The 19,262-nt window shown below is 72.8% G+C and carries 14 protein-coding genes; 10 read left to right on the top strand and 4 right to left on the bottom strand.

What is annotated here, in order from left to right:
- On the bottom strand, positions 1 to 222 hold the full coding sequence (locus BLW86_RS32355; protein WP_093877309.1) for a hypothetical protein: 222 nt from the start codon (positions 220 to 222) through the stop codon (positions 1 to 3).
- Positions 223 to 661: 439 nt separating this feature from the next.
- Between BLW86_RS32355 and BLW86_RS32350 the strand changes: the two genes are divergently transcribed.
- From BLW86_RS32350 to BLW86_RS32330, 5 genes are all read left to right on the top strand, one after another.
- Positions 662 to 1,522 (top strand): ABC transporter permease, encoded by an 861-nt coding sequence (locus BLW86_RS32350; protein ID WP_177181812.1) that lies wholly within the window; start codon positions 662 to 664, stop codon positions 1,520 to 1,522.
- Complete coding sequence (locus BLW86_RS32345; protein WP_093877308.1) at positions 1,495 to 2,229, top strand: ABC transporter ATP-binding protein; 735 nt, start codon at positions 1,495 to 1,497, stop codon at positions 2,227 to 2,229. Before BLW86_RS32350 ends, BLW86_RS32345 begins: the two co-directional genes overlap by 28 nt.
- A 106-nt stretch (positions 2,230 to 2,335) precedes the next feature.
- Complete coding sequence (locus BLW86_RS32340) at positions 2,336 to 3,367, top strand: ABC transporter substrate-binding protein (RefSeq protein WP_093877307.1); 1,032 nt, start codon at positions 2,336 to 2,338, stop codon at positions 3,365 to 3,367.
- The gene (locus BLW86_RS32335) at positions 3,367 to 4,578 is read left to right on the top strand and encodes an LLM class flavin-dependent oxidoreductase (protein WP_093877306.1); all 1,212 of its coding nucleotides are present in this window, start codon (positions 3,367 to 3,369) and stop codon (positions 4,576 to 4,578) included. Before BLW86_RS32340 ends, BLW86_RS32335 begins: the two co-directional genes overlap by 1 nt.
- Before the next feature lie 62 nt (positions 4,579 to 4,640).
- Positions 4,641 to 5,741 carry an NAD(P)-binding domain-containing protein gene (locus tag BLW86_RS32330; RefSeq protein ID WP_093877305.1) on the top strand — a complete coding sequence of 367 codons (1,101 nt, stop codon included), beginning with the start codon at positions 4,641 to 4,643 and terminating at the stop codon, positions 5,739 to 5,741.
- Positions 5,742 to 6,041: 300 nt separating this feature from the next.
- Here BLW86_RS32330 and BLW86_RS32325 read toward each other — a convergent pair whose 3' ends face one another.
- A complete protein-coding gene (locus tag BLW86_RS32325; protein WP_093877304.1) occupies positions 6,042 to 7,886 on the bottom strand; it encodes an ABC transporter ATP-binding protein in 1,845 nt (614 codons plus the stop codon).
- Positions 7,887 to 7,973: 87 nt separating this feature from the next.
- Here BLW86_RS32325 and BLW86_RS32320 point away from each other — a divergent pair, with 87 nt between their 5' ends.
- The 3 genes from BLW86_RS32320 (at position 7,974) to BLW86_RS32310 (ending at position 13,113) form a co-directional block, all read left to right on the top strand.
- Positions 7,974 to 8,489 (top strand): MarR family winged helix-turn-helix transcriptional regulator, encoded by a 516-nt coding sequence (locus BLW86_RS32320; RefSeq protein WP_177181811.1) that lies wholly within the window; start codon positions 7,974 to 7,976, stop codon positions 8,487 to 8,489.
- Positions 8,490 to 8,528: 39 nt separating this feature from the next.
- Positions 8,529 to 11,453 carry an FAD-binding and (Fe-S)-binding domain-containing protein gene (locus tag BLW86_RS32315; protein WP_093877303.1) on the top strand — a complete coding sequence of 975 codons (2,925 nt, stop codon included), beginning with the start codon at positions 8,529 to 8,531 and terminating at the stop codon, positions 11,451 to 11,453.
- Between the two features lie 241 nt (positions 11,454 to 11,694).
- A complete protein-coding gene (locus tag BLW86_RS32310; protein ID WP_093877302.1) occupies positions 11,695 to 13,113 on the top strand; it encodes a Gfo/Idh/MocA family protein in 1,419 nt (472 codons plus the stop codon).
- 51 nt (positions 13,114 to 13,164) lie between these two features.
- Here BLW86_RS32310 and BLW86_RS32305 read toward each other — a convergent pair whose 3' ends face one another.
- Together BLW86_RS32305 and BLW86_RS32300 are read right to left on the bottom strand one after the other, a co-directional pair.
- The gene (locus BLW86_RS32305) at positions 13,165 to 14,778 is read right to left on the bottom strand and encodes a peptide-N4-asparagine amidase (protein ID WP_093877301.1); all 1,614 of its coding nucleotides are present in this window, start codon (positions 14,776 to 14,778) and stop codon (positions 13,165 to 13,167) included.
- Positions 14,779 to 14,941: 163 nt separating this feature from the next.
- Positions 14,942 to 15,733, bottom strand: a complete 792-nt coding sequence (locus BLW86_RS32300; protein WP_093877300.1) for a metal-dependent hydrolase — start codon at positions 15,731 to 15,733, stop codon at positions 14,942 to 14,944.
- Positions 15,734 to 15,819: 86 nt separating this feature from the next.
- Between BLW86_RS32300 and BLW86_RS32295 the strand changes: the two genes are divergently transcribed.
- Together BLW86_RS32295 and BLW86_RS32290 are read left to right on the top strand one after the other, a co-directional pair.
- Positions 15,820 to 18,378, top strand: coding sequence for a DEAD/DEAH box helicase (locus tag BLW86_RS32295; RefSeq protein WP_093877299.1), 2,559 nt, complete (start codon positions 15,820 to 15,822; stop codon positions 18,376 to 18,378).
- Between the two features lie 12 nt (positions 18,379 to 18,390).
- Positions 18,391 to 19,254: an acyl-CoA thioesterase gene (locus BLW86_RS32290; protein WP_093877298.1), complete on the top strand. Its 864-nt coding sequence runs from the start codon at positions 18,391 to 18,393 to the stop codon at positions 19,252 to 19,254.
- Positions 19,255 to 19,262 lie beyond the last annotated feature (8 nt).

Below are 19,262 nucleotides of genomic sequence, written 5' to 3'. Positions count from 1 at the left end.
TCAGGACGCGGGGCCCGGCGCGTCCCGCGGGGAGAGCCGGAGCGCCGCGGCGGCGAGGACACCGGCCGCCAGGCCGCAGGTCAGGGCGGCCGGGATGCCGTTGCCGAGGCCGGCGGAGAAGGAGAGGAGGCCCTGCTGGGGCCCCGCCTGGACCACCGCGGTCCGGAGGAGCCGGTCCGCGAGGAGGCCGAGGACGGTGGCACAGACCGCGTCGGCCGCCACGGCCGGGAGCGTGGCCCGGGTCAGGAGCGCGGCGACCGGCTCGGCGCCGAGCGTCCCGACGCTGCCCGGCAGGTGCAGCGCATCGGCACGGGGGCGCGTCGGTTCGGTGGGCGAGGGCCTGCCGGCGGATCGCGGTCGGACAGGTCCCGGGCGCTCCGGGGGACGCGCGCCCGGCCGGGAACCGCGCGTCCAGGGTGCGAGACACCGTTGACCCGGGGCGTGACGACCGCTACGTTCGCGCCATGTTGCGTACAGCCCTGCTCACCACGCGCGGTCACATCGACCTGCTGCGGGTGGCCTCCGCCGCGTGTCGCCGCGGCCGCTGACGCCCTTTCACCCCCACCACACCTCTGACGCCCTGATCGTCGTGCGCGCGTGTCCGCTCCGCGCCCACGGCCGCTGAGGCGTACCTTCACCTCCCTCTCCCCCGGAGTCCGTCATGACGGTCGACCATGCCCCTCCCACCTCTCCGCCCGACATATCGCCTTTGCCGGATGTCGAGGCCCTGACTCCCGCCCGGAGAGCGGGCCGCGGCCCGTCCGTTCCGCGCTGGCTGCGCCGCGCCGCCGGCCCGGTGCTGCTGCTCCTCCTCTGGCAGTCGTGCAGTGCCGCGGGGGTGCTCCCGGCGGACGTGCTGGCCTCGCCGGGGACCATCGCCCGGGCCGCCGGCGACCTGGTCGGCGACGGGACGCTGCCGACCGCGATGGGCGTCTCGCTGCGCCGGGTCGCCGTGGGGCTGCTGCTCGGCGGGGTGGTGGGGATCGCGCTCGCCCTGGTGTCCGGGCTCTCGCGGCTCGGGGAGGACCTGGTCGACGCTCCCGTGCAGATGCTGCGGACGGTGCCGTGGGTCGGGCTCATCCCGCTGTTCATCATCTGGCTGGGCATCGGGGAGGCGCCCAAGGTGGCGCTGATCGCCCTCGGCGTCGCCTTCCACCTCTACCTGAACGTGTACGCCGGAATCCGGGGAGTCGACGCGGGGCTCGTCGAGGCGGGCGAGTCCCTGGGGCTCGGGCGGTGGGGACTGGTCCGGCACGTCGTCCTGCCGGGCGCGCTGCCCGGGGCGATGACCGGGCTGCGCTACTCCCTGGCCACGGCCTGGCTCGCGCTGGTCTTCGGCGAGTCCATCAACGCCGACGCCGGGATCGGCTTCCTCATGAACCAGGCGCGGGAGTTCTTCCGCACGGACGTGATCGTCGTCTGCCTGGTCGTCTACGCCTTCCTCGGCCTGCTCGCCGACGCCCTCGTCCGTACTCTCGAAAGGCTGCTGCTGCAATGGCGACCGACCTTCACGGGGCAGTGACCGTCCAGGGCCTCACCCGCTCCTTCGACGGGCGCCCCGTCGTCGACGGGCTCGATCTGACCCTGCGCCCGGGGCAGTTCACCGCGCTGCTCGGGCACAGCGGCTGCGGCAAGTCGACCCTCCTGCGGATCCTCGCGGGCCTCGACCGGGAGATCTCCGGCACGGTCCTCGTGCCGCGCCGCCGCGCGGTCGCCTTCCAGGCGCCGCGCCTGATGCCCTGGAAGAAGGTCTGGCGGAACGTGCTGCTCGGGCTGCCGGGCGCGCCGGACCGGGCGGTGGCGGAGAAGGCGCTCGCGGAGGTCGGGCTCGCCCACCGCTCGGGGGCGTGGCCGAAGACCCTGTCGGGCGGCGAGGCCCAACGCGCGTCGCTCGCCCGGGCATTGGTACGGGATCCGGATCTGCTGCTGCTCGACGAGCCGTTCGGGGCGCTCGACGCGCTGACCCGGATCAAGGCCCAGCGGCTCGTGGCCGAGCTGTGGCAGCGGCGCGGCTGCGCGGTCCTGCTCGTCACGCACGACGTCGACGAGGCTCTGCTGCTGGCGGATCGCGCGCTGGTGATGCGGGACGGCGTGATCGCGTACGACACCGCCGTGGACCTCGACCGTCCCCGCTCCCCAGGCGATCCCGCGCTCGCCGCGCTCCGCACCCGGCTTCTCGCCGAACTCGGCGTCGTCGACGGCGAGTTCGCCGAAAGCGCGACGGCGTGACCGACCCATCGCCCCCGCCCCATCGCCCCCGCCCTATCGCCCCACCGCCCCACCGACCCACCGACCCACCGACCCACCGACCCACCGACCCACCGAGGAGACGATCGTGAAGTCCTTCCGTCTGTCCGCCGCGGCGCTGCTCGTGCCGCTCGCCCTGCTCGCCTCCGCCTGCTCCGGTGCCTCCGCGGCCGGCGACGTCTCGAACTCCGACGGCAAGGGCTCCCTGGTCCTGAACGTCGGCGACCAGAAGGGCGGTTCCGAGGCCCTGCTGCGCGCCGCCGGTGAGCTCGACGACCTCCCGTACCGGGTGAAGTGGTCGACGTTCACCTCCGGTCCACCGCTGCTCGAAGCGGTGAACGCCAGAGCCGTCGACTTCGGCTCCGTCGGCAACACCCCGCCCGTCTTCGCGGCCGGCGCCGGCTCGAAGATCACGGTGGTCGCCGCGACGCACGGCGACTCCGCGGGCGAGGCGATCCTCGTCCCGAAGGACTCGCCGCTGCGCACCGCGCGGGACCTGAAGGGGAAGCGCGTCGCCGTCGCGCAGGGCAGCTCCGCCCACTTCCAGCTGATCGCCTCGCTCCGCAGTGCCGGGCTCGGCCTGGACGACGTCCAGGTCAGCCTGTTGCAGCCGGCCGACGCCCTGGCCGCGTTCAACGGCGGCAAGGTCGACGCCTGGGCGGTCTGGGATCCGTACACCTCCCAGGTCCTGCTGAGCGGGAAGGGCCGGGTGCTGGCCGACGGGCGGGGCGTCGTCAACGGTCTCGGCTTCCAGGTCGCCGCCCCCTCGGCGCTGGCCGACAAGGAGAAGGCGAAGGCGATCGGCGACTTCGTCGAGCGGCTGCGCCGCGCCCAGGGCTGGGTGTTCGACCACCCCGAGGAGTGGGCGAAGGTCTGGTCGAAGGAGACCGGGCTGCCGTACGAGGTGGCGCTGGCCGCCGTGAAGCGCAGCAACGGGACACGGATCCCCGTCGCCCTCGACGACGCGGCGGTCGCCTCCGAGCAGCGGATCGCCGACACCTTCGCCGCGCTGAAGCTCATCCCCCGCACGTTCCGCTTCGCCGACTACGTCGACACCCGTTTCGACAAGGACCTGCCGCCGTCCACCACCCCGGCGCGCAGCTTCGGAAAGGCCTCCTGATGACCGTCCATCTGCACTGGTTCCTGCCGACCGGAGGCGACGGCCGGACCCTCGTCGACCGGCACGCCTACACGGACGGCGGGATCACCCGGGACCGGACCGTGTCCGGGGTGCGCGCGCCCGACATCGACTATCTCGTCCAGATCGCCAAGGCGGCGGAGCAGCTGGGCTTCGAGGCCGTGCTGACCCCGACCGGCACGTGGTGCGAGGACGCCTGGCTGACGACGGTCGCGCTGTCCCAGCACACCGAGCGGCTGAAGTTCCTGGTGGCGTTCCGGCCGGGGGTGATCTCGCCGGTGCTCGCGGCGCAGATGGCGTCCACCTACCAGCGGATCACCCGGGGCCGGCTGCTGCTCAACGTCGTGACCGGCGGTGATTCGGCCGAGCAGCGCCGCTTCGGCGACCACCTCGACCATGACCGGCGGTACGCGCGCACGGCCGAGTTCCTCTCGGTGGTGCGGGGCGTGTGGGGCGGGCGGCCGTTCGACTTCGACGGCGAGCACTTCCGGATCGAGGGCGGGCTCACCGCGCTGCCGCCGGACCCGCTGCCCGAGATCTTCTTCGGCGGCTCGTCCGCGGCGGCCGGTCCGGTCGCGGCGGAGCACGCGGACGTGTACCTGACGTGGGGCGAGCCTCCGTGGCAGGTGAAGGAGAAGATCGACTGGATCCGGCGGCTGGCGGAGGAGCGCGGCCGGCGGGTCCGGTTCGGGATCCGGCTGCACACGATCTCGCGGGACTCGGCGCGCGAGGCCTGGGCCACGGCCGACCGGCTGCTCTCGGATCTCGACGCGGAGACCGTGGCCGCGGCGCAGGAGCTGCTCGGCCGGAGCGAGTCGGTCGGCCAGCAGCGGATGCTGGCGCTGCACGGCGGCGGCTCGCTCGACCGCGACCGGCTGGAGATCTCGCCGAACCTGTGGGCGGGCGTCGGTCTGGTACGGGGCGGGGCGGGGACCGCGCTGGTCGGCAGCCACGCCGATGTGGCGGACCGGATCGAGGAGTACCACGACCTGGGGGTGGAGCACTTCGTGCTGTCCGGCTACCCGCACCTGGAGGAGGCGTACTGGTTCGGCGAGGGCGTGACGCCCGAGCTGGCGGCGCGGGGGCTGCTGCCGTCGGCGCCCGCCTCCCCGCTGCTCGGCGTCCCGGCGGCGAACGGGCGTCCGGCCTCGGCGCCGGGCGGTGCGCCGCTGCTCGTGCCCGGCGGGCGGTAGACGGCGGCACCAGGGGGCGGGGGTGCGGGAAGAACCGCATCCCCGCCCCGGTTGGTGGAAGCGTGAACGATTTCGGGTTCGAAGGGGCCAGGACGGTGGACGTCGTCGTCATCGGCGCCGGACAGGCGGGGCTCTCCGCCGCCTTCCACCTGCGGCGCACCGGCCTGGAGCCGGACCGGGACTTCGTCGTCCTGGACCACGCCCCCGACCCGGGCGGCGCCTGGCAGTTCCGGTGGCCCTCCCTCACCTACGGCAAGGTGCACGGGATGCACGCGCTGCCCGGCATGGAGCTGACCGGGGCCGATCCCTCGCGTCCCTCCTCGGAGGTGATCGGCGCGTACTTCGACACGTACGAGCGGACGTTCGACCTGCGGGTCCACCGGCCCGTCGACGTCACGGCCGTCCGGGAGGGCGAGGGCGGCCGGCTCCGGGTCGAGACCTCGGAGGGCGTGTACGCGAGCCGGGCCCTGATCAACGCGACGGGCACCTGGGACCGTCCGTTCTGGCCGCGCTACCCCGGGCAGGAGACCTTCCGGGGCCGTCAGCTGCACACCTCCGGCTATCCGGGCCCCGGAGAGTTCGCCGGGAAGCGGGTGCTCGTCGTGGGCGGCGGGGCCTCCGGCACACAGCACCTCATGGAGATCGCCGAGGTCGCGGCGGAGACGTTCTGGGTGACCCGGCGCGAGCCCGTCTACCGCGAGGGCCCCTTCGGCGAGGCGGAGGGGCGCGCGGCCGTCGCGCTGGTCGAGGACCGGGTACGGCGCGGGCTGCCGCCGCAGAGCGTCGTCTCCGTCACCGGACTTCCCCTGACCGACGCGATCCGCGACGCACGCGCGCGCGGGATCCTGGACCGGCTGCCGATGTTCGACCGGATCACCCCGACCGGGGTGGCCTGGGACGACGGCCGGACCGTCGACGTGGACGTCATCCTGTGGGCGACCGGTTTCCGGGCGGCGATCGACCATCTGGCGCCGCTGCGGCTGCGCGAGCCGGGCGGCGGCATCCAGGTGGAGGGCACGCGCGCGGTCCGCGACGAGCGCGTCCACCTCGTCGGTTACGGCCCCTCGGCCTCGACGATCGGTGCCAACCGGGCCGGCCGCGCGGCCGTCTCCGACATCCGTCGCCTCCTCGGCCGCGACCGGGCCGCCGCGCCGACCGCCTGAACCGCCCGTTCGGTGCCGTGCGGCGCCCCGGTCCCCGCGCGGATCCGGGAGCTCGCCACGCGGCGGCGCCGCCGGCCCCCTGGGACGGGGGGCCGACGGCGCCGGGCACTGCGATCGTCAAACGAGCCAGCCCAGGAAGTGGAGGACGCCGGCGAGCAGGTTGGTGATGACGTTCATGGTGGTGCTTCTCCTCGTACAGGTACATCAGTGGGACGTGTGCGGTCGCGGTCTGCAGCCCGTCGCTCGCACTCCGTAATCTTCCGATGCCGTAAGGGAGTCGGGCAACGAATCCCGGAACGATCACACGTTCTGGGGAACAACCGCTCCCGCGTTCGCCTGTTCGGTGCGGGCGTCCCTGCGGACCAGGGCCGCGTACCGCCCGTCCTGGGCGAGCAGTTCCTCGTGCGTCCCGCGCTCGGCGATCCCGCCTCCTTCCAGGACGACGATCTGGTCGGCGTCGCGGACGGTGGAAAGCCGGTGCGCGATGGTGATGGTGGTGCGCCCGGCCGACAGGGCGTCGATGGCGCGCTGCACCGCGTGCTCGGTCCGGGTGTCGAGGGCGCTGGTCGCCTCGTCGAGGATCAGCACCGGCGGATCGCGCAGGATGGTGCGCGCGATGGCGAGGCGCTGCTTCTCGCCGCCCGAGAAGCGGTAGCCGCGCTCGCCGACGAGGGTGTCGTACCCCTCGGGGAGCGAGGCGATGTGCTCGTGGATCTGGGCGGCGCGCGCGGCCTCCTCCATCTCCTCGTCGGTGGCGTCCGGCTTGGCGAAGCGGAGGTTGTCGGCGACGGAGGCGTGGAAGAGGTACGTCTCCTGGGAGACGACGCCGACGGCGCGGGCGAGGGTGTCGAAGTCCAGGTCCCGCACGTCGACCCCGTCGAGGGTGACGCGGCCGCCGGTGACGTCGTACAGCCGGGGCACGAGATAGCTGAGGGTGGACTTGCCGGAGCCGGTGGGGCCGACGACGGCCAGGCTGCCGCCGGCGGGGACGGTCAGGTCGATGCCGTCCAGGGTCGGGCGGCCCTGCCCCTCGGGGTCGTAGTGGAACTCGACCTTCTCGAAGGAGACCTCGCCGCGGATCTCCGGGAGCCGGACCGGCTCGTCGGGCTCGGTGATGTCGACGGGCAGGTCGAGGTACTCGAAGATGCGCTGGAAGAGCGCGAGGGAGGTCTGCACCTGCACGCCGGTGGAGAGGAGGCTGACGGCGGGCCGGAAGAGGCCCTGCTGGAGCGAGACGAAGGCGACGAGCGTGCCGAGCGAGATGTCCGAGCCGCCCGAGCCGAGGGCGATGCCGGCGGCCCAGTAGATCAGGGCGGGCATGGCGGCCATGACGATGCCGATGGTGGACATCCGCCACCGCCCCGCCATGGAGGAGCGCACTTCGAGGTCGACGAGGCGCTCGGACTCCTCGGCGAAGGACCGGGTGAGCGAGTCGGCGCGGCCCATGGTGCGGCCGAGCAGGATGCCGCTGACCGAGAGGGACTCGGTGACGGTCGCGGCCATGGCGGCCATCTGCTTCTGGCGCTGGGTGGTGATCGTCTTGCGCTCGCGACCGACGCGCCGGCTGATCCAGACGAAGACCGGCAGCAGGAGCAGCGAGACGAGGGTGAGGCGCCAGTCGAGGGCGAGCATGGCGACGACGGTCGCGACGACGGCGGTGAGGTTGGAGACGAGGGAGGTGGCCGTGGAGGTCACGGTCGCCTGCATGCCGCCGATGTCGTTGGCGATGCGGGACTGGACCTCGCCGGTGCGCGTGCGCGTGAAGAAGGCGAGCGGCATCCGCTGGAGCTGCTCGTAGACCCCGGTGCGCAGGTCGTGCATGACGCGCTGGCCGACGGTGGTCGAGATGAGGGTCTGGAGCACGCCGAAGACGCTGGTCAGGACGGCGGTGGCGATCATGCCGAGGGCGAGCAGGCTGAGCAGCCCGGTGCGGCCCTGGGGGATCGCGGTGTCCAGGATCTCCCGGAGGAGGAACGGCGAGGCGACCGACACGAGCGAGGCGGCGCCGACCAGGAGGGCGACGAGCGCGAGGCGCGCGCGGTAGGGGCGGAAGAGCCGCAGGATCCGCCGCACCTGGGCGGGCTCCTTGGGCTGGCCGGAGTCGCGGGGCGGAGGCGTCCAGTCGGGCTGGTCGTGGGGGCGCATGGGCTCCTTCGAAGAGAGACGATCCATCGGAGCATAGCTCACTGTTACCTATGCTCACAATGAACATGGTCCTGATATTGTTCCCCCATGAGTACCCCCGGCCGTCCGAGCACCTCCGAGCGCCCGAGCACCCCTGAGCGCCCTGGCGGTTCCGACCGCCCGGGCGGGACCGATGCCGACGGCCTCCTCGCCGAGCAGCTGCTCCGGCTGACCCGGCGCCTGCACCGCATCCAGAAGCGCCATCTGGAGCCGGTGGGCATCACCCCCGCGCAGTCCCGGCTCCTGCGCACGGTCGCGCACTTCGGGGAGCCGCCCCGGATGGCCGATCTCGCGGCCCGTCTGGAGGTCGTCCCGAGGGCCGTGACCAGTCTCGTCGACGGCCTGGAGGCGGGCGACCGGGTGCGCCGGGTGCCCGATCCGAGCAACCGCCGGGTGGTGCGGATCGAGCTCACCGACGCGGGCCGCGCCACGCTGCGCGAGTTGCGCAGCGCGCGCCGGGCCGCCGCAGAGGACATCCTTGCTCCATTGACCGTCGAACAGCGCGAGGTGCTCGAGGGTCTGCTGTCCGCCCTGGTCGACCCCGGCCCGGAGCGCGGCTGCTGACCCGTCGGGCGCGGGGCCGCGCCGAAGGGGAGCCGTGACATGCCGCTGCTTGAGCCGAACCCGCAGGCCCTGCGTCCCGGTACGAAGCGGACCCCCGCCCCGGACCGCGTGCCGGAGCTCCACGCGCGGGGCACGCCGCGGCGGCTGCGCGAGGAGCTCACCGAGCTCCTGGGGCCCGGGAAGGTCCTGTCGAAGATCTCCGACCTGGTGCGCTACGCCTCGGACGCGAGCCCGTACCGCTTCGTCCCGCAGGTCGTCGTGGTCGCCGAGGACATCGACGACGTCTCCGCCGTCCTGTCGTACGCCCACGGCAAGGGCCGCGAGGTGGTCTTCCGGGCCGCCGGGACCAGCCTCAACGGACAGGCACAGGGCGAGGACATCCTCGTCGACGTGCGCCGCCACTGGGCGGGCGTCGAGGTCCTGGACGGCGGGGCCCGGGCACGGATCCGGCCCGGCACCACGGTGGTGCGGGCGAATGCCGCGCTCGCCCCGTACGGGCGGGTCCTGGGGCCCGATCCGGCCAGCGCGGTCGCCTGCACGATCGGCGGCGTCGTCGCCAACAACGCCTCGGGGATGACGGCCGGCACCACCCGGAACTCGTACCGGACCGTCGCCTCCCTGACCGTGGTGCTGCCGAGCGGGACCGTGGTCGACACGGCGGACCCGGCCGCCGACGAGGAGCTCGCGCGCGCCGAGCCGAGGCTGTGCGCGGAGCTGATGGCGCTGAAGGCGGAGATCGAGGCGGACGCCGCGCTGACCGCGCGGATCCGGGCCAAGCACACCATCAAGAACACCAACGGCTACCGGCTCGACGCCTTCCTCGACGGCGACACGCCGGTGCGGATCCTGCGCGGCCTGATGGTCGGCTCCGAGGGCACCTTCGGCTTCATCTCCGAGGTCGTCTTCGACACCCTCCCGCTGAACCGGGAGGTGTCCACCGCCCTGCTCCTCTTCCCCTCGCTGCCGGCCGCCGCCGCGGCCGTGCCCCTGTTCAACGAGGCCGGGGCGCTCGCCGTCGAGCTGATGGACGGCAACACGCTGCGGGCCTCGGCGAGGGTGCCGGGCGTGCCCGCCGACTGGGCGGAGCTGCCGAAGGAGACGGCGGCGCTCCTGGTCGAGTTCCGGGCCCCGGACACGCCGGCCCTGGAGTCGTACGAGCGGGCGGCGGGGGCCGTGCTCGCCGGCCTCGACCTGGTCGCCCCGGTGGCCTCCGTGGAGAACGCCTTCACCCGGGACCCGAAGCGGATCTCCGGCTACTGGAAGGCCCGCAGGGCCTTCGTGACGGCGGTCGGCGGCTCCCGCCCCTCCGGTACGACCCTGATCACCGAGGACTTCGCGGTGCCGCCGGAGCGGCTCGCGGAGGCCTGCGAGTCGTTGCTCGGCCTCCAGGCCCGGCACGGCTTCGACGCGGCCGTGGCCGGCCACGCGGCCCACGGCAACCTCCACTTCCTGCTCGCCTTCGACGCGGCCGACCCGGCCGACCTCCAGCGGTACTCGGCCTTCATGGACGAGTTCTGCAAGCTGACCGTGGAGCGCTTCGACGGCTCGCTGAAGGCGGAGCACGCCACCGGCCGCAACATCGCGCCCTTCCTGGAGCTGGAGTGGGGGACGCGGGCGACCGATCTGATGTGGCGGGTCAAGGAGGCCATCGACCCCGCCGGGGTGCTCGCCCCGCGGATCGTCCTGGACCGCGACCCCCAGGCCCATCTGCGCGGTCTGAAGACGATCCCCACCGTGGAGCGGACCGCCGATCCCTGCATCGAGTGCGGCTTCTGCGAACCGACCTGTCCCAGCCACGACCTGACGACCACTCCGCGCCAGCGGATCGTGCTGCGCCGGGAGATGATGCGCCAGTCCGACGGCTCCCCCGTCGAGGCCCGGCTCCTGGAGTCGTACGGCTACGACGCCGTCGACACCTGCGCCGGCGACTCCACCTGCAAGCTGGCCTGCCCGGTCGGGATCGACACGGGGGCGCTCATGAAGGAGTTCCGGCACGAGCGGCACTCCGCGCGCGAGGAGCGGATCGCCGCCCTGGCCGCGAGGAACTTCCGCGCGGTGGAAGCCTCCGCGCGGCTCGCGGTCGCCGCCGCTGACCGGATCGGCGACCGGGTCCTGGGATCGCTGACGGGTCTCGCCCGCAGGGCCGTCCGCCCCGACCTCGTGCCGGCGTGGCTGCCGGAGATCCCGGGCGCGGCGGCGCGACGGCTGCCCCGCACCCACCGTCCGGCAGCGGTCGCCGTCTACTACCCGGCCTGTGTGAACCGCGTCTTCGGGGATCCGGAGGGCGAGCGCGGGCCCTCGCTCCCGGAGGCCGTCGTCGCGGTGTCGGCGCGGGCCGGGCGGCCGGTGTGGGTCCCGGACGACGTGGCCGGCACGTGCTGCGCGACGATCTGGCACTCCAAGGGGTACGAGCGGGGCAACGAGGTGATGGCGAACCGGATCGTCGAGGCCGCCTGGGGGTGGACGGCCGGCGGGCGGCTGCCGCTCGTGGTGGACGCCTCCTCGTGCGCCCTCGGGATCGCGCACGAGGTGGTGCCGTACCTGACGGAGGACAACCGGGCACTGCACGCCGAACTGACCGTGCTCGACTCGCTCGTGTGGGCGGCGGACGAGCTGCTCCCCCGGCTCGAGGTACGGCGCCGCGTCGCCTCGGCCGTGGTCCATCCGACGTGCTCGATGCGGCACCTGGGCGATGAGGAGAAGCTCACCGAGCTCGCCGAGGCCTGCGCGGAGGAGGTCGTCGTCCCGGCCGACGCGGGCTGCTGCGCCTTCGCCGGCGACCGGGGCATGCTGCATCCGGAGCTGACGGCCGCGGCGACGGCCCGCGAGGCGGCCGAGGTCACGGCCAGGCCGTTCGACGTGCACCTCTCGGCCAACCGTATGTGCGAGATCGGGATGGACCGGGCGACGGGCCGGAGTTACGGCTCTGTGCTCCTCGCACTGGAACGCGCCACCCGTCCCTGACCTCCCGTCAGCACGCCCGATTCGCGGGCGGACAGGGCCCCTCACCCCGAGCGGTGAGGGGCCCTTCGTATGTTCGGGTGATCATCGGCGGCCGGTGCGGCTCGGCGGGAGAACCGGAACAGTAAAGTCCAACCACCCGTCGCAAGAGTCCTATCGGCGCCCTTGCGCACCATCGGCCACCGGGGCCAGGGTCCTGTGCGGGCTCCATGAAACAACCGTGCACACAGCTCCGGGAGGTTCCATGAACGAGCAGACACCGCGTACCCCGAGCCGCCGCAAGGTCCTCAGGACAACCGCGGGAGCGGCCGGGGCAGGGCTCGGCATCGCCGCCGCGGGCGCCGGGCAGACCGCCCTGGCCGCCACCGGATCCGCTCCCGCCGCCCGACCGGAGGCCGCGACCGTGCCACGGCGCCGGGGCGCGACCATGGCCGGGGTCCCGTTCGCGCGCCGTTCCACCGTCCGGATCGCCCTCGTCGGGCTCGGCAACCGCGGCGGCAGCATGATCGACAACTACCTCGCCCTTCCCTGGGTCCGGGTGATCGCCGTCTGCGACCCGGTGCGCGAGAAGGCCGAGCGGGCCGCCGCGGCCGTCGTCGCCGCCGGGCAGCCCGCCCCCGCCCTGTACACCCACGGCGAGGACGACTACGAGAACCTCCTCACCCGCACGGACATCGACTTCGTGCACGTGGCGACCCCCTGGGACAGCCACTTCGCGATCGCCAGGTCGGCGATGCTGAACGGCAAGCACGTCGGCGTGGAGTGTCCGGTCGCGATGGAGCTCGCCGAGCTGTGGGAGCTGGTCGACCTGTCGGAGCAGACCCGCCGCCACTGCATGCAGCTGGAGAACTGCTGCTACGGACGGAACGAGATGCGGGTCCTGCGGATGGCGCACGCGGGCAAGTTCGGGGAGCTGCTGCACGGCGCGGGGGCGTACAACCACGACCTGCGCGGCCTGATGTTCTCGCCGACGTACTACGAGGGGCCCTGGCGCCGGCTGTGGCACACGCGGCTGCGAGGGGACCTCTACCCGAACCACGGCTTCGGGCCGGTCGCCAACTACATGGACGTCAACCGGGGCGACCGGGCGGTGAGCATCAGCAGCTTCGGCACCCCGGCGCTCGGCCTCGCCGAGTACCGCGCGGCGCACATGCCGCCCGGCGACCCGAGCTGGAAGGAGACGTACGTCGAGAGCGACCGGACGGTCAGCATGGTGAAGACGTCCAGGGGCCGGCTGATCCGTCTGGAGCACGACGTCTCCACCCCGCACCCGTACAGCAGGATCAACAGCCTGGGCGGTACGCGGGGGGTCTTCGAGGACTACCCGGCCCGGATCTACCTGGAGCCGGACCACAAGGACGACGCGTGGGGCGACTTCTCGGCGTACGCGGCCGAGTTCGACCACTGGCTGTGGAAGGACCACGCCAACCCGCCGGGCGGCCACGGCGGCATGGACTACATCATGGTCTTCCGCCTGATGCAGTGCCTCCAGCTGGGCCTTCCGCCGGACTTCGACGTGTACGACGCCGCCACCTGGACGGCTCCGGTGCCGCTGAGCCACGCCTCGATCAAGGCGAACGGCGCGCCGCAGGAGATCCCCGACTTCACGCGCGGCGAGTGGAAGAGGGCCCGCTCGGGCGTGGACTCGGCGAAGCCCGCCTGACGGAGCCGTGCCGCCCGGCCCCTCGTCGCGAGGGGCCGGGCACCGTCGTGTTCAGCAGCGTCGCAGGTCCTCGGTGACCGTGCCCTGGACGGACGTCAGGCTCCGGTCGTAGCAGCCGTCGGAGCCGTACAGGCGGTAGCGCTCGGTGCTGGTGCCGACCGCGTGCCGCTGGTCGCGGGGGACGCCGAGGTTGAAGGAGGCGTCGCCGGTGTACGTGTCGTCCAGGCGCGACCAGGACAGTCGCTTGCCGCCCCGGACGACGTCGACGGCGGCGCGGTCGCCGACGGTGAGGACGGTCCGCAGGCGGTTCGCGCCGTCGACGCCCGTCTCGCCGTCCATGGTGTACGTGCGCCGGGTGTGGGTCGCGGTCCGGCCGACGGTCACGGTCTCGTCGTCGGTCCAGCGGGCGGTCAGCGCGTCGGGGTTCTCGTCGGCGCCCCAGCGGTGGGTGGAGCGGTGGTCGACGGTACGGGTGACGGTCGTCGCGACGCGGCCGTGCGAGGTGTTCAGATGGCCGGCGACGGTGAGCGTGTCGCCGCCCGTGGTCTCCAGGACGTCCGGCGAACCGGCGGTGTACACGGCGGAGTTGCGCGGGGTGCCGAACTCGTGCCGGTCCAGGGCGCCGGTGACGACCTCGCTGCCCTCGTCCTGCCAGAGGAGCACGTTGGTGGGGACGCTCCAGCCGGACTGCCCGGTGGGGACGCCGGCCACGGAGACCTCGACGCGATGGGCCGCGCCGTCGTTGAGCAGGGCCGCGAACGGCGTGAGGTCGTAGACGATCGGCTGCACGTCGAAGGCGCGCGGCGCGGGCGTCACGTACCAGAGGAAGGGGTTGGACCAGCCGCCGGTCCACACGTGCGGGAAGGGGGCCGCGAGGCCGGCGAGCTTCCCGTCGACGGAGATCCGCACCTCCCGGTAGGGGCCGTCGGCGGCCTTGCAGGAGTAGGGGGCGGCGTCGGGGACGGTGAGGTACCAGAACTCCTCGCAGCCGCCGCCGGAGCCGGTGGCGTACACCTCGGCGAGGACGCGCTCGGTGTTGCGCGGGGTGGTGAGGGTGGCGCCGGTGAGCGGGACGACCCGGTCGGGGGTGCCGGCGGCGGGCTTCACGCGGCCTTCGGCGGTGTGGAAGGTGAGGGTCACGCGGACGTCGATGACACCGGTGTACGTCTCGTTGACGACGTTGCCGATGAGCATCTCGACGGGCTGCGGACGGCTGAGCGTGTCGCGGTAGCGGGTGACGTCCTTCTCGACGGACCAGGTGATGCCGTCGGGAGAGGGCTCGGGGGTGGAGGTGCGCAGGAGCTCGACGCCGCCGAGGGCGAGATGGCCGAGGCGGTCGTACTGGCGGCCCTTGACCTGTCCGTCGAGGCGCAGGACGACCTTGTTCCAGCGGGCGTCCGTGCCGCACTCCTTCGGCGGGGTGTAGCTCCCGCGGTACGGGGTGAAGTCGCGGAACCGGGCGGCGGCGAGGGTGACCTGGCAGGTGCGGGTGCCGGGGGTGGCGACGGGCGGCGCGGCGGTGACCGGGTCGTGCCAGTCGGTGGTGAACTCGGCGGGGGGCGTCGGGCCGGTCGGACCGTCGGCGGCGGCCGGGTGGGCGGTGAGGAGCGCGCCGGCGGCGAGCACCAGACCGCCGATCACGCTCGTGATCTTGAGTGATCTCATGGGGCGGAAGTGAAGCGTGGTCCCGCGCCGCGGTCCAGAGGGCGATGAGCGGACATGGCGCGATCTGTTCCCCGATGGGAAAAATCGATGACGCCGCGCGCGTACATGCCGGGCACCGCGAGCCCTGCCCTCCGGGCAGACGGCGCTACTTTCCGGACACGCCCTAGAGGAAGCCGAGCGCCGAGGCCCCGCCGACGCCGCCCAGGAGCATGAAGGCGGGCATCAGGACCTTGAGCTCGACCCAGCTGCCGGCGCGGAAGCGCATGCCCTTGGGCGGGCCGATGGGGTACCAGCGCTTGCGGCCGACGGGGATGGGCCACAGGATCGGGCAGCCCGAGACGGTCAGGGCGTCGCCGATGTCGTGCACGAGGGCGCCGAGGACGATGGGCAGGCCCAGCCACAGGTACTCCTGGCCGGAGCCGGTGAAGAGCCAGTCCGAGCCGTTGCCGGGCTGGTCGAGGACGCCCGCCAGGATCCAGGCGCCGGCCGCGCCGAGCAGCCAGACCAGGACGTCGCTGGACATCCGGGCGGCCCGCCACAGCAGGCCTTCCACGGCGAGGACCAGGTGCACGAAGAGGATCGTGAGGACGGCCCAGCGGCCGCCGGCGACCGCCGCGGCGGAGGATCCGGCGCCGATCAGGACCGCCCAGAGCCAGGTGTGGGTCAGGGTCCGGTGCCCGCCGGACCTGCGGGGGTCGGCGGAGGAGCGGGTCGCCTTGTAGACGGCGTACGACAGCTTGTCGACGATCTCGCAGAGGCCCCGGGAGACCGGCCCGAAGGCGCGGGAGATGGTCGCCGACTTGTGGTCGAGGTCGGGCGCGAGGGCCGCGCCCGCGCAGATGAGCGCCCCGGCGACGAGAACGGGCCAGGGCATCGGGTGGTCGAAGGCGGCCGCGGCCGCTCCGACGCCCAGCCAGGCCGCCGCTCCGGACAGCGAGTGCGCCGGTCCCATCATGGTTGACCCGCCCCGTTTCTCCCCTGCCGGCGCTCAGTTGACGACCGGTCGACGGACGAGCCTACCGTCCGTGATCAAGACGGCTGATGGCCGGTTCCCTCATCCGAGCGGAATGCGGGCAAGATGGGGGCGTGACCCTTATCGATCAGCTGCCGCCGACCGCCGACCCCGACGCCCTCTTCGAGGCCTTCTCCTCCTGGGCCGAGGACCGGGGCATCACGCTCTACCCGGCCCAGGAAGAGGCGCTGATCGAGGTCGTCTCCGGGGCCAACGTCATCCTTTCCACACCCACCGGATCGGGAAAGTCTCTGGTCGCGGCGGGGGCGCACTTCACCGCGCTCGCCCATGACCAGGTGACCTTCTACACCGCGCCGATCAAGGCGCTGGTGTCGGAGAAGTTCTTCGACCTGTGCAAGCTCTTCGGCACCGAGAACGTCGGCATGCTGACCGGCGACGCCTCCGTGAACGCGGACGCGCCGGTGATCTGCTGCACGGCGGAGGTGCTCGCCTCGATCGCGCTGCGGGACGGCAAGTACGCCGACATCGGCCAGGTCGTCATGGACGAGTTCCACTTCTACGCCGAGCAGGACCGCGGCTGGGCCTGGCAGATCCCGCTGCTCGAACTCCCCCAGGCGCAGTTCGTCCTCATGTCGGCGACGCTCGGCGACGTGTCCATGTTCGAGAAGGACCTGACCCGGCGGACCGGGCGGCCGACCTCGGTGGTCCGCTCGGCGACCCGGCCGGTGCCGCTGTCGTACGAGTACCGGCTCACCCCCATCACGGACACCCTGACCGAGCTCCTGGAGACCAAGCAGGCGCCCGTCTACATCGTGCACTTCACGCAGGCGCAGGCCGTCGAGCGCGCGCAGTCGCTGATGAGCATCAACATGTGCACGCGCGAGGAGAAGGACAAGATCGCCGAGCTGATCGGCAACTTCCGCTTCACCACCAAGTTCGGCCAGAACCTCTCGCGGTACGTGCGGCACGGCATCGGCGTGCACCACGCGGGCATGCTGCCGAAGTACCGGCGGCTCGTGGAGAAGCTGGCCCAGGCGGGCCTCCTGAAGGTGATCTGCGGGACCGACACCCTCGGCGTCGGGGTGAACGTGCCGATCCGCACGGTGCTCTTCACGGCCCTCACCAAGTACGACGGCAACCGGGTGCGCACGCTGCGCGCCCGTGAGTTCCACCAGATCGCGGGCCGGGCCGGCCGGGCCGGCTTCGACACGGCCGGTCTCGTGGTGGCTCAGGCCCCCGAGCACGTGATCGAGAACGAGAAGGCGCTCGCGAAGGCCGGCGACGACCCGAAGAAGCGCCGCAAGGTGGTCCGCAAGAAGGCCCCCGAGGGCTTCGTCGCCTGGAGCGACACGACCTTCGAGAAGCTGATCGAGGCCGAGCCGGAGCCGCTGACCTCCCGCTTCAAGGTCACCAACATCATGCTGCTCTCGGTGATCGCCCGGCCGGGCAACGCCTTCGAGGCGATGCGCAAGCTCCTGGAGGACAACCACGAGCCGCGCAAGGCGCAGCTGCGGCACATCCGCCGGGCCATCGCGATCTACCGCTCGCTGCTCGACGGCGGTGTGGTGGAGCAGCTGGACGAGCCGGACGCCGAGGGCCGCACGATCCGGCTGACGGTCGACCTCCAGCAGGACTTCGCGCTCAACCAGCCGCTGTCGACCTTCGCGCTGGCCGCGTTCGACCTGCTGGACCCGGAGTCCCCCTCGTACGCCCTGGACATGGTGTCCGTCGTCGAGTCGACGCTCGACGACCCGCGCCAGATCCTCGCCGCCATGCAGAACAAGGCGCGCGGGGAGGCCGTCGGGCAGATGAAGGCGGACGGCGTCGAGTACGAGGAGCGGATGGAGCGGCTCCAGGACATCTCGTACCCGAAGCCGCTGGAGGAGCTGCTCTGGCACGCGTACAACGTCTACCGGAAGTCGCACCCGTGGGTCGGCGACCACCCGGTGTCGCCGAAGTCGGTCATCCGTGACATGTACGAACGGGCGCTGACCTTCACGGAGTTCACCTCCTGGTACGAGCTGGCGCGGACCGAGGGCATCGTCCTGCGGTACCTGGCGAGCGCGTACAAGGCGCTCGACCACACCATCCCGGACGACCTGAAGACCGAGGACCTGGAGGACCTGATCGCCTGGCTGGGCGAGATGGTGCGGCAGGTGGACTCCTCGCTGCTCGACGAGTGGGAGCAGCTGGCCAACCCGGAGGTCCAGACGGCCGAGGAGGCCCAGGAGAAGGCCGACCAGGTCAAGCCGGTCACGGCGAACGCCCGCGCGTTCCGGGTGCTGGTGCGCAACGCCATGTTCCGCCGGGTGGAGCTGGCCGCCCTCGACAACGTCGACGCGCTCGGCGAGCTGGACGCCGAGTCCGGCTGGGACGCGGACGCGTGGGGCGAGGCGATGGACGCGTACTGGGACGAGTACGACGACCTGGGGACGGGTCCGGACGCGCGCGGTCCGAAGCTGCTCGCGATCGAGGAGGACGCGGCGCACGGGCTGTGGCGCGTCCGGCAGACCTTCGCCGACCCGAACGGCGACCATGACTGGGGCATCAGCGCGGAGGTGGATCTCGCGGCCTCCGACGAGGAGGGCCGGGCGGTGGTGCGCGTGACGTCCGTCGGACAGCTGTAGAGGAGACCTGTGGTGACCAACCCCGCCGAGAGGCTCGTGGACCTGCTCGACCTGGAGCGGATCGAGGTCGACATCTTCCGCGGGCACAGCCCGCAGGAGTCGCTGCAACGGGTCTTCGGCGGGCAGGTCGCCGGGCAGGCCCTGGTGGCGGCCGGCCGCACCACGGAGGGCGACCGGCCGGTGCACTCGCTGCACGCCTACTTCCTGCGGCCGGGCCGGCCCGGGGTGCCGATCGTGTACCAGGTGGAGCGGGTGCGTGACGGCCGGTCGTTCACGACCCGCCGCGTCACCGCGATCCAGGAGGGGCGGACGATCTTCAATCTGACCGCCTCCTTCCACAAGCCGGAGGAGGGCGCCTTCGAGCACCAGCTGCCGCCGAGGCACCTGACCGACCCGGAGACCCTGCCGAACCTCGCGGACGAGGTCCGGGAGCACCTGGGCGTGCTGCCGGAGGCCCTGGAGCGGATGGCCCGTCGGCAGCCCTTCGACATCCGGTACGTGGACCGGCTGCGCTGGACCGTGGAGGAGGTCAAGGACGCGGACCCGCGCAGCGCGGTGTGGATGCGGGCGGTGGGACCGCTGGGCGATGACCCCCTGGTGCACACCTGCGCGCTGACGTACGCCTCCGACATGACCCTCCTCGACGCGGTCCGGATCCCGGTCGAACCCCTCTGGGGCCCGCGCGGCTTCGACATGGCCTCGCTGGACCACGCGATGTGGTTCCACCGGCCCTTCCGGGCGGACGAGTGGTTCCTGTACGACCAGGAGTCCCCGGTCGCCACGGGCGGCCGGGGACTCGCGCGGGGCCGGATCTACGACCGCGAGGGCAGGCTCCTGGTGTCGGTGGTCCAGGAGGGCCTGTTCAGGAAGCTCTGACCCGCACG

It is taken from the genome of Streptomyces sp. TLI_105, from assembly GCF_900105415.1.
GTDB lineage: Bacteria > Actinomycetota > Actinomycetes > Streptomycetales > Streptomycetaceae > Streptomyces.
The sequence above is the reverse complement of the archived record's forward strand: the minus strand, read 5'-3'. Positions and strand labels throughout refer to the sequence as shown.

Excerpts from the sequence above, each read along its gene's own strand:
- BLW86_RS32315 (WP_093877303.1), top strand. The coding sequence starts at position 8,529 with ATGCCGCTGCTTGAGCCGAACCCGCAGGCCCTGCGTCCCGGTACGAAG.
- BLW86_RS32350 (WP_177181812.1), top strand. The coding sequence starts at position 662 with ATGACGGTCGACCATGCCCCTCCCACCTCTCCGCCCGACATATCGCCT.
- BLW86_RS32305 (WP_093877301.1), bottom strand. The coding sequence starts at position 14,778 with ATGAGATCACTCAAGATCACGAGCGTGATCGGCGGTCTGGTGCTCGCC.
- BLW86_RS32345 (WP_093877308.1), top strand. The coding sequence starts at position 1,495 with ATGGCGACCGACCTTCACGGGGCAGTGACCGTCCAGGGCCTCACCCGC.
- BLW86_RS32325 (WP_093877304.1), bottom strand. The coding sequence starts at position 7,886 with ATGCGCCCCCACGACCAGCCCGACTGGACGCCTCCGCCCCGCGACTCC.
- BLW86_RS32320 (WP_177181811.1), top strand. The coding sequence starts at position 7,974 with ATGAGTACCCCCGGCCGTCCGAGCACCTCCGAGCGCCCGAGCACCCCT.
- BLW86_RS32310 (WP_093877302.1), top strand. The coding sequence starts at position 11,695 with ATGAACGAGCAGACACCGCGTACCCCGAGCCGCCGCAAGGTCCTCAGG.
- BLW86_RS32300 (WP_093877300.1), bottom strand. The coding sequence starts at position 15,733 with ATGATGGGACCGGCGCACTCGCTGTCCGGAGCGGCGGCCTGGCTGGGC.
- BLW86_RS32295 (WP_093877299.1), top strand. The coding sequence starts at position 15,820 with ATGGCCGGTTCCCTCATCCGAGCGGAATGCGGGCAAGATGGGGGCGTG.
- BLW86_RS32335 (WP_093877306.1), top strand. The coding sequence starts at position 3,367 with ATGACCGTCCATCTGCACTGGTTCCTGCCGACCGGAGGCGACGGCCGG.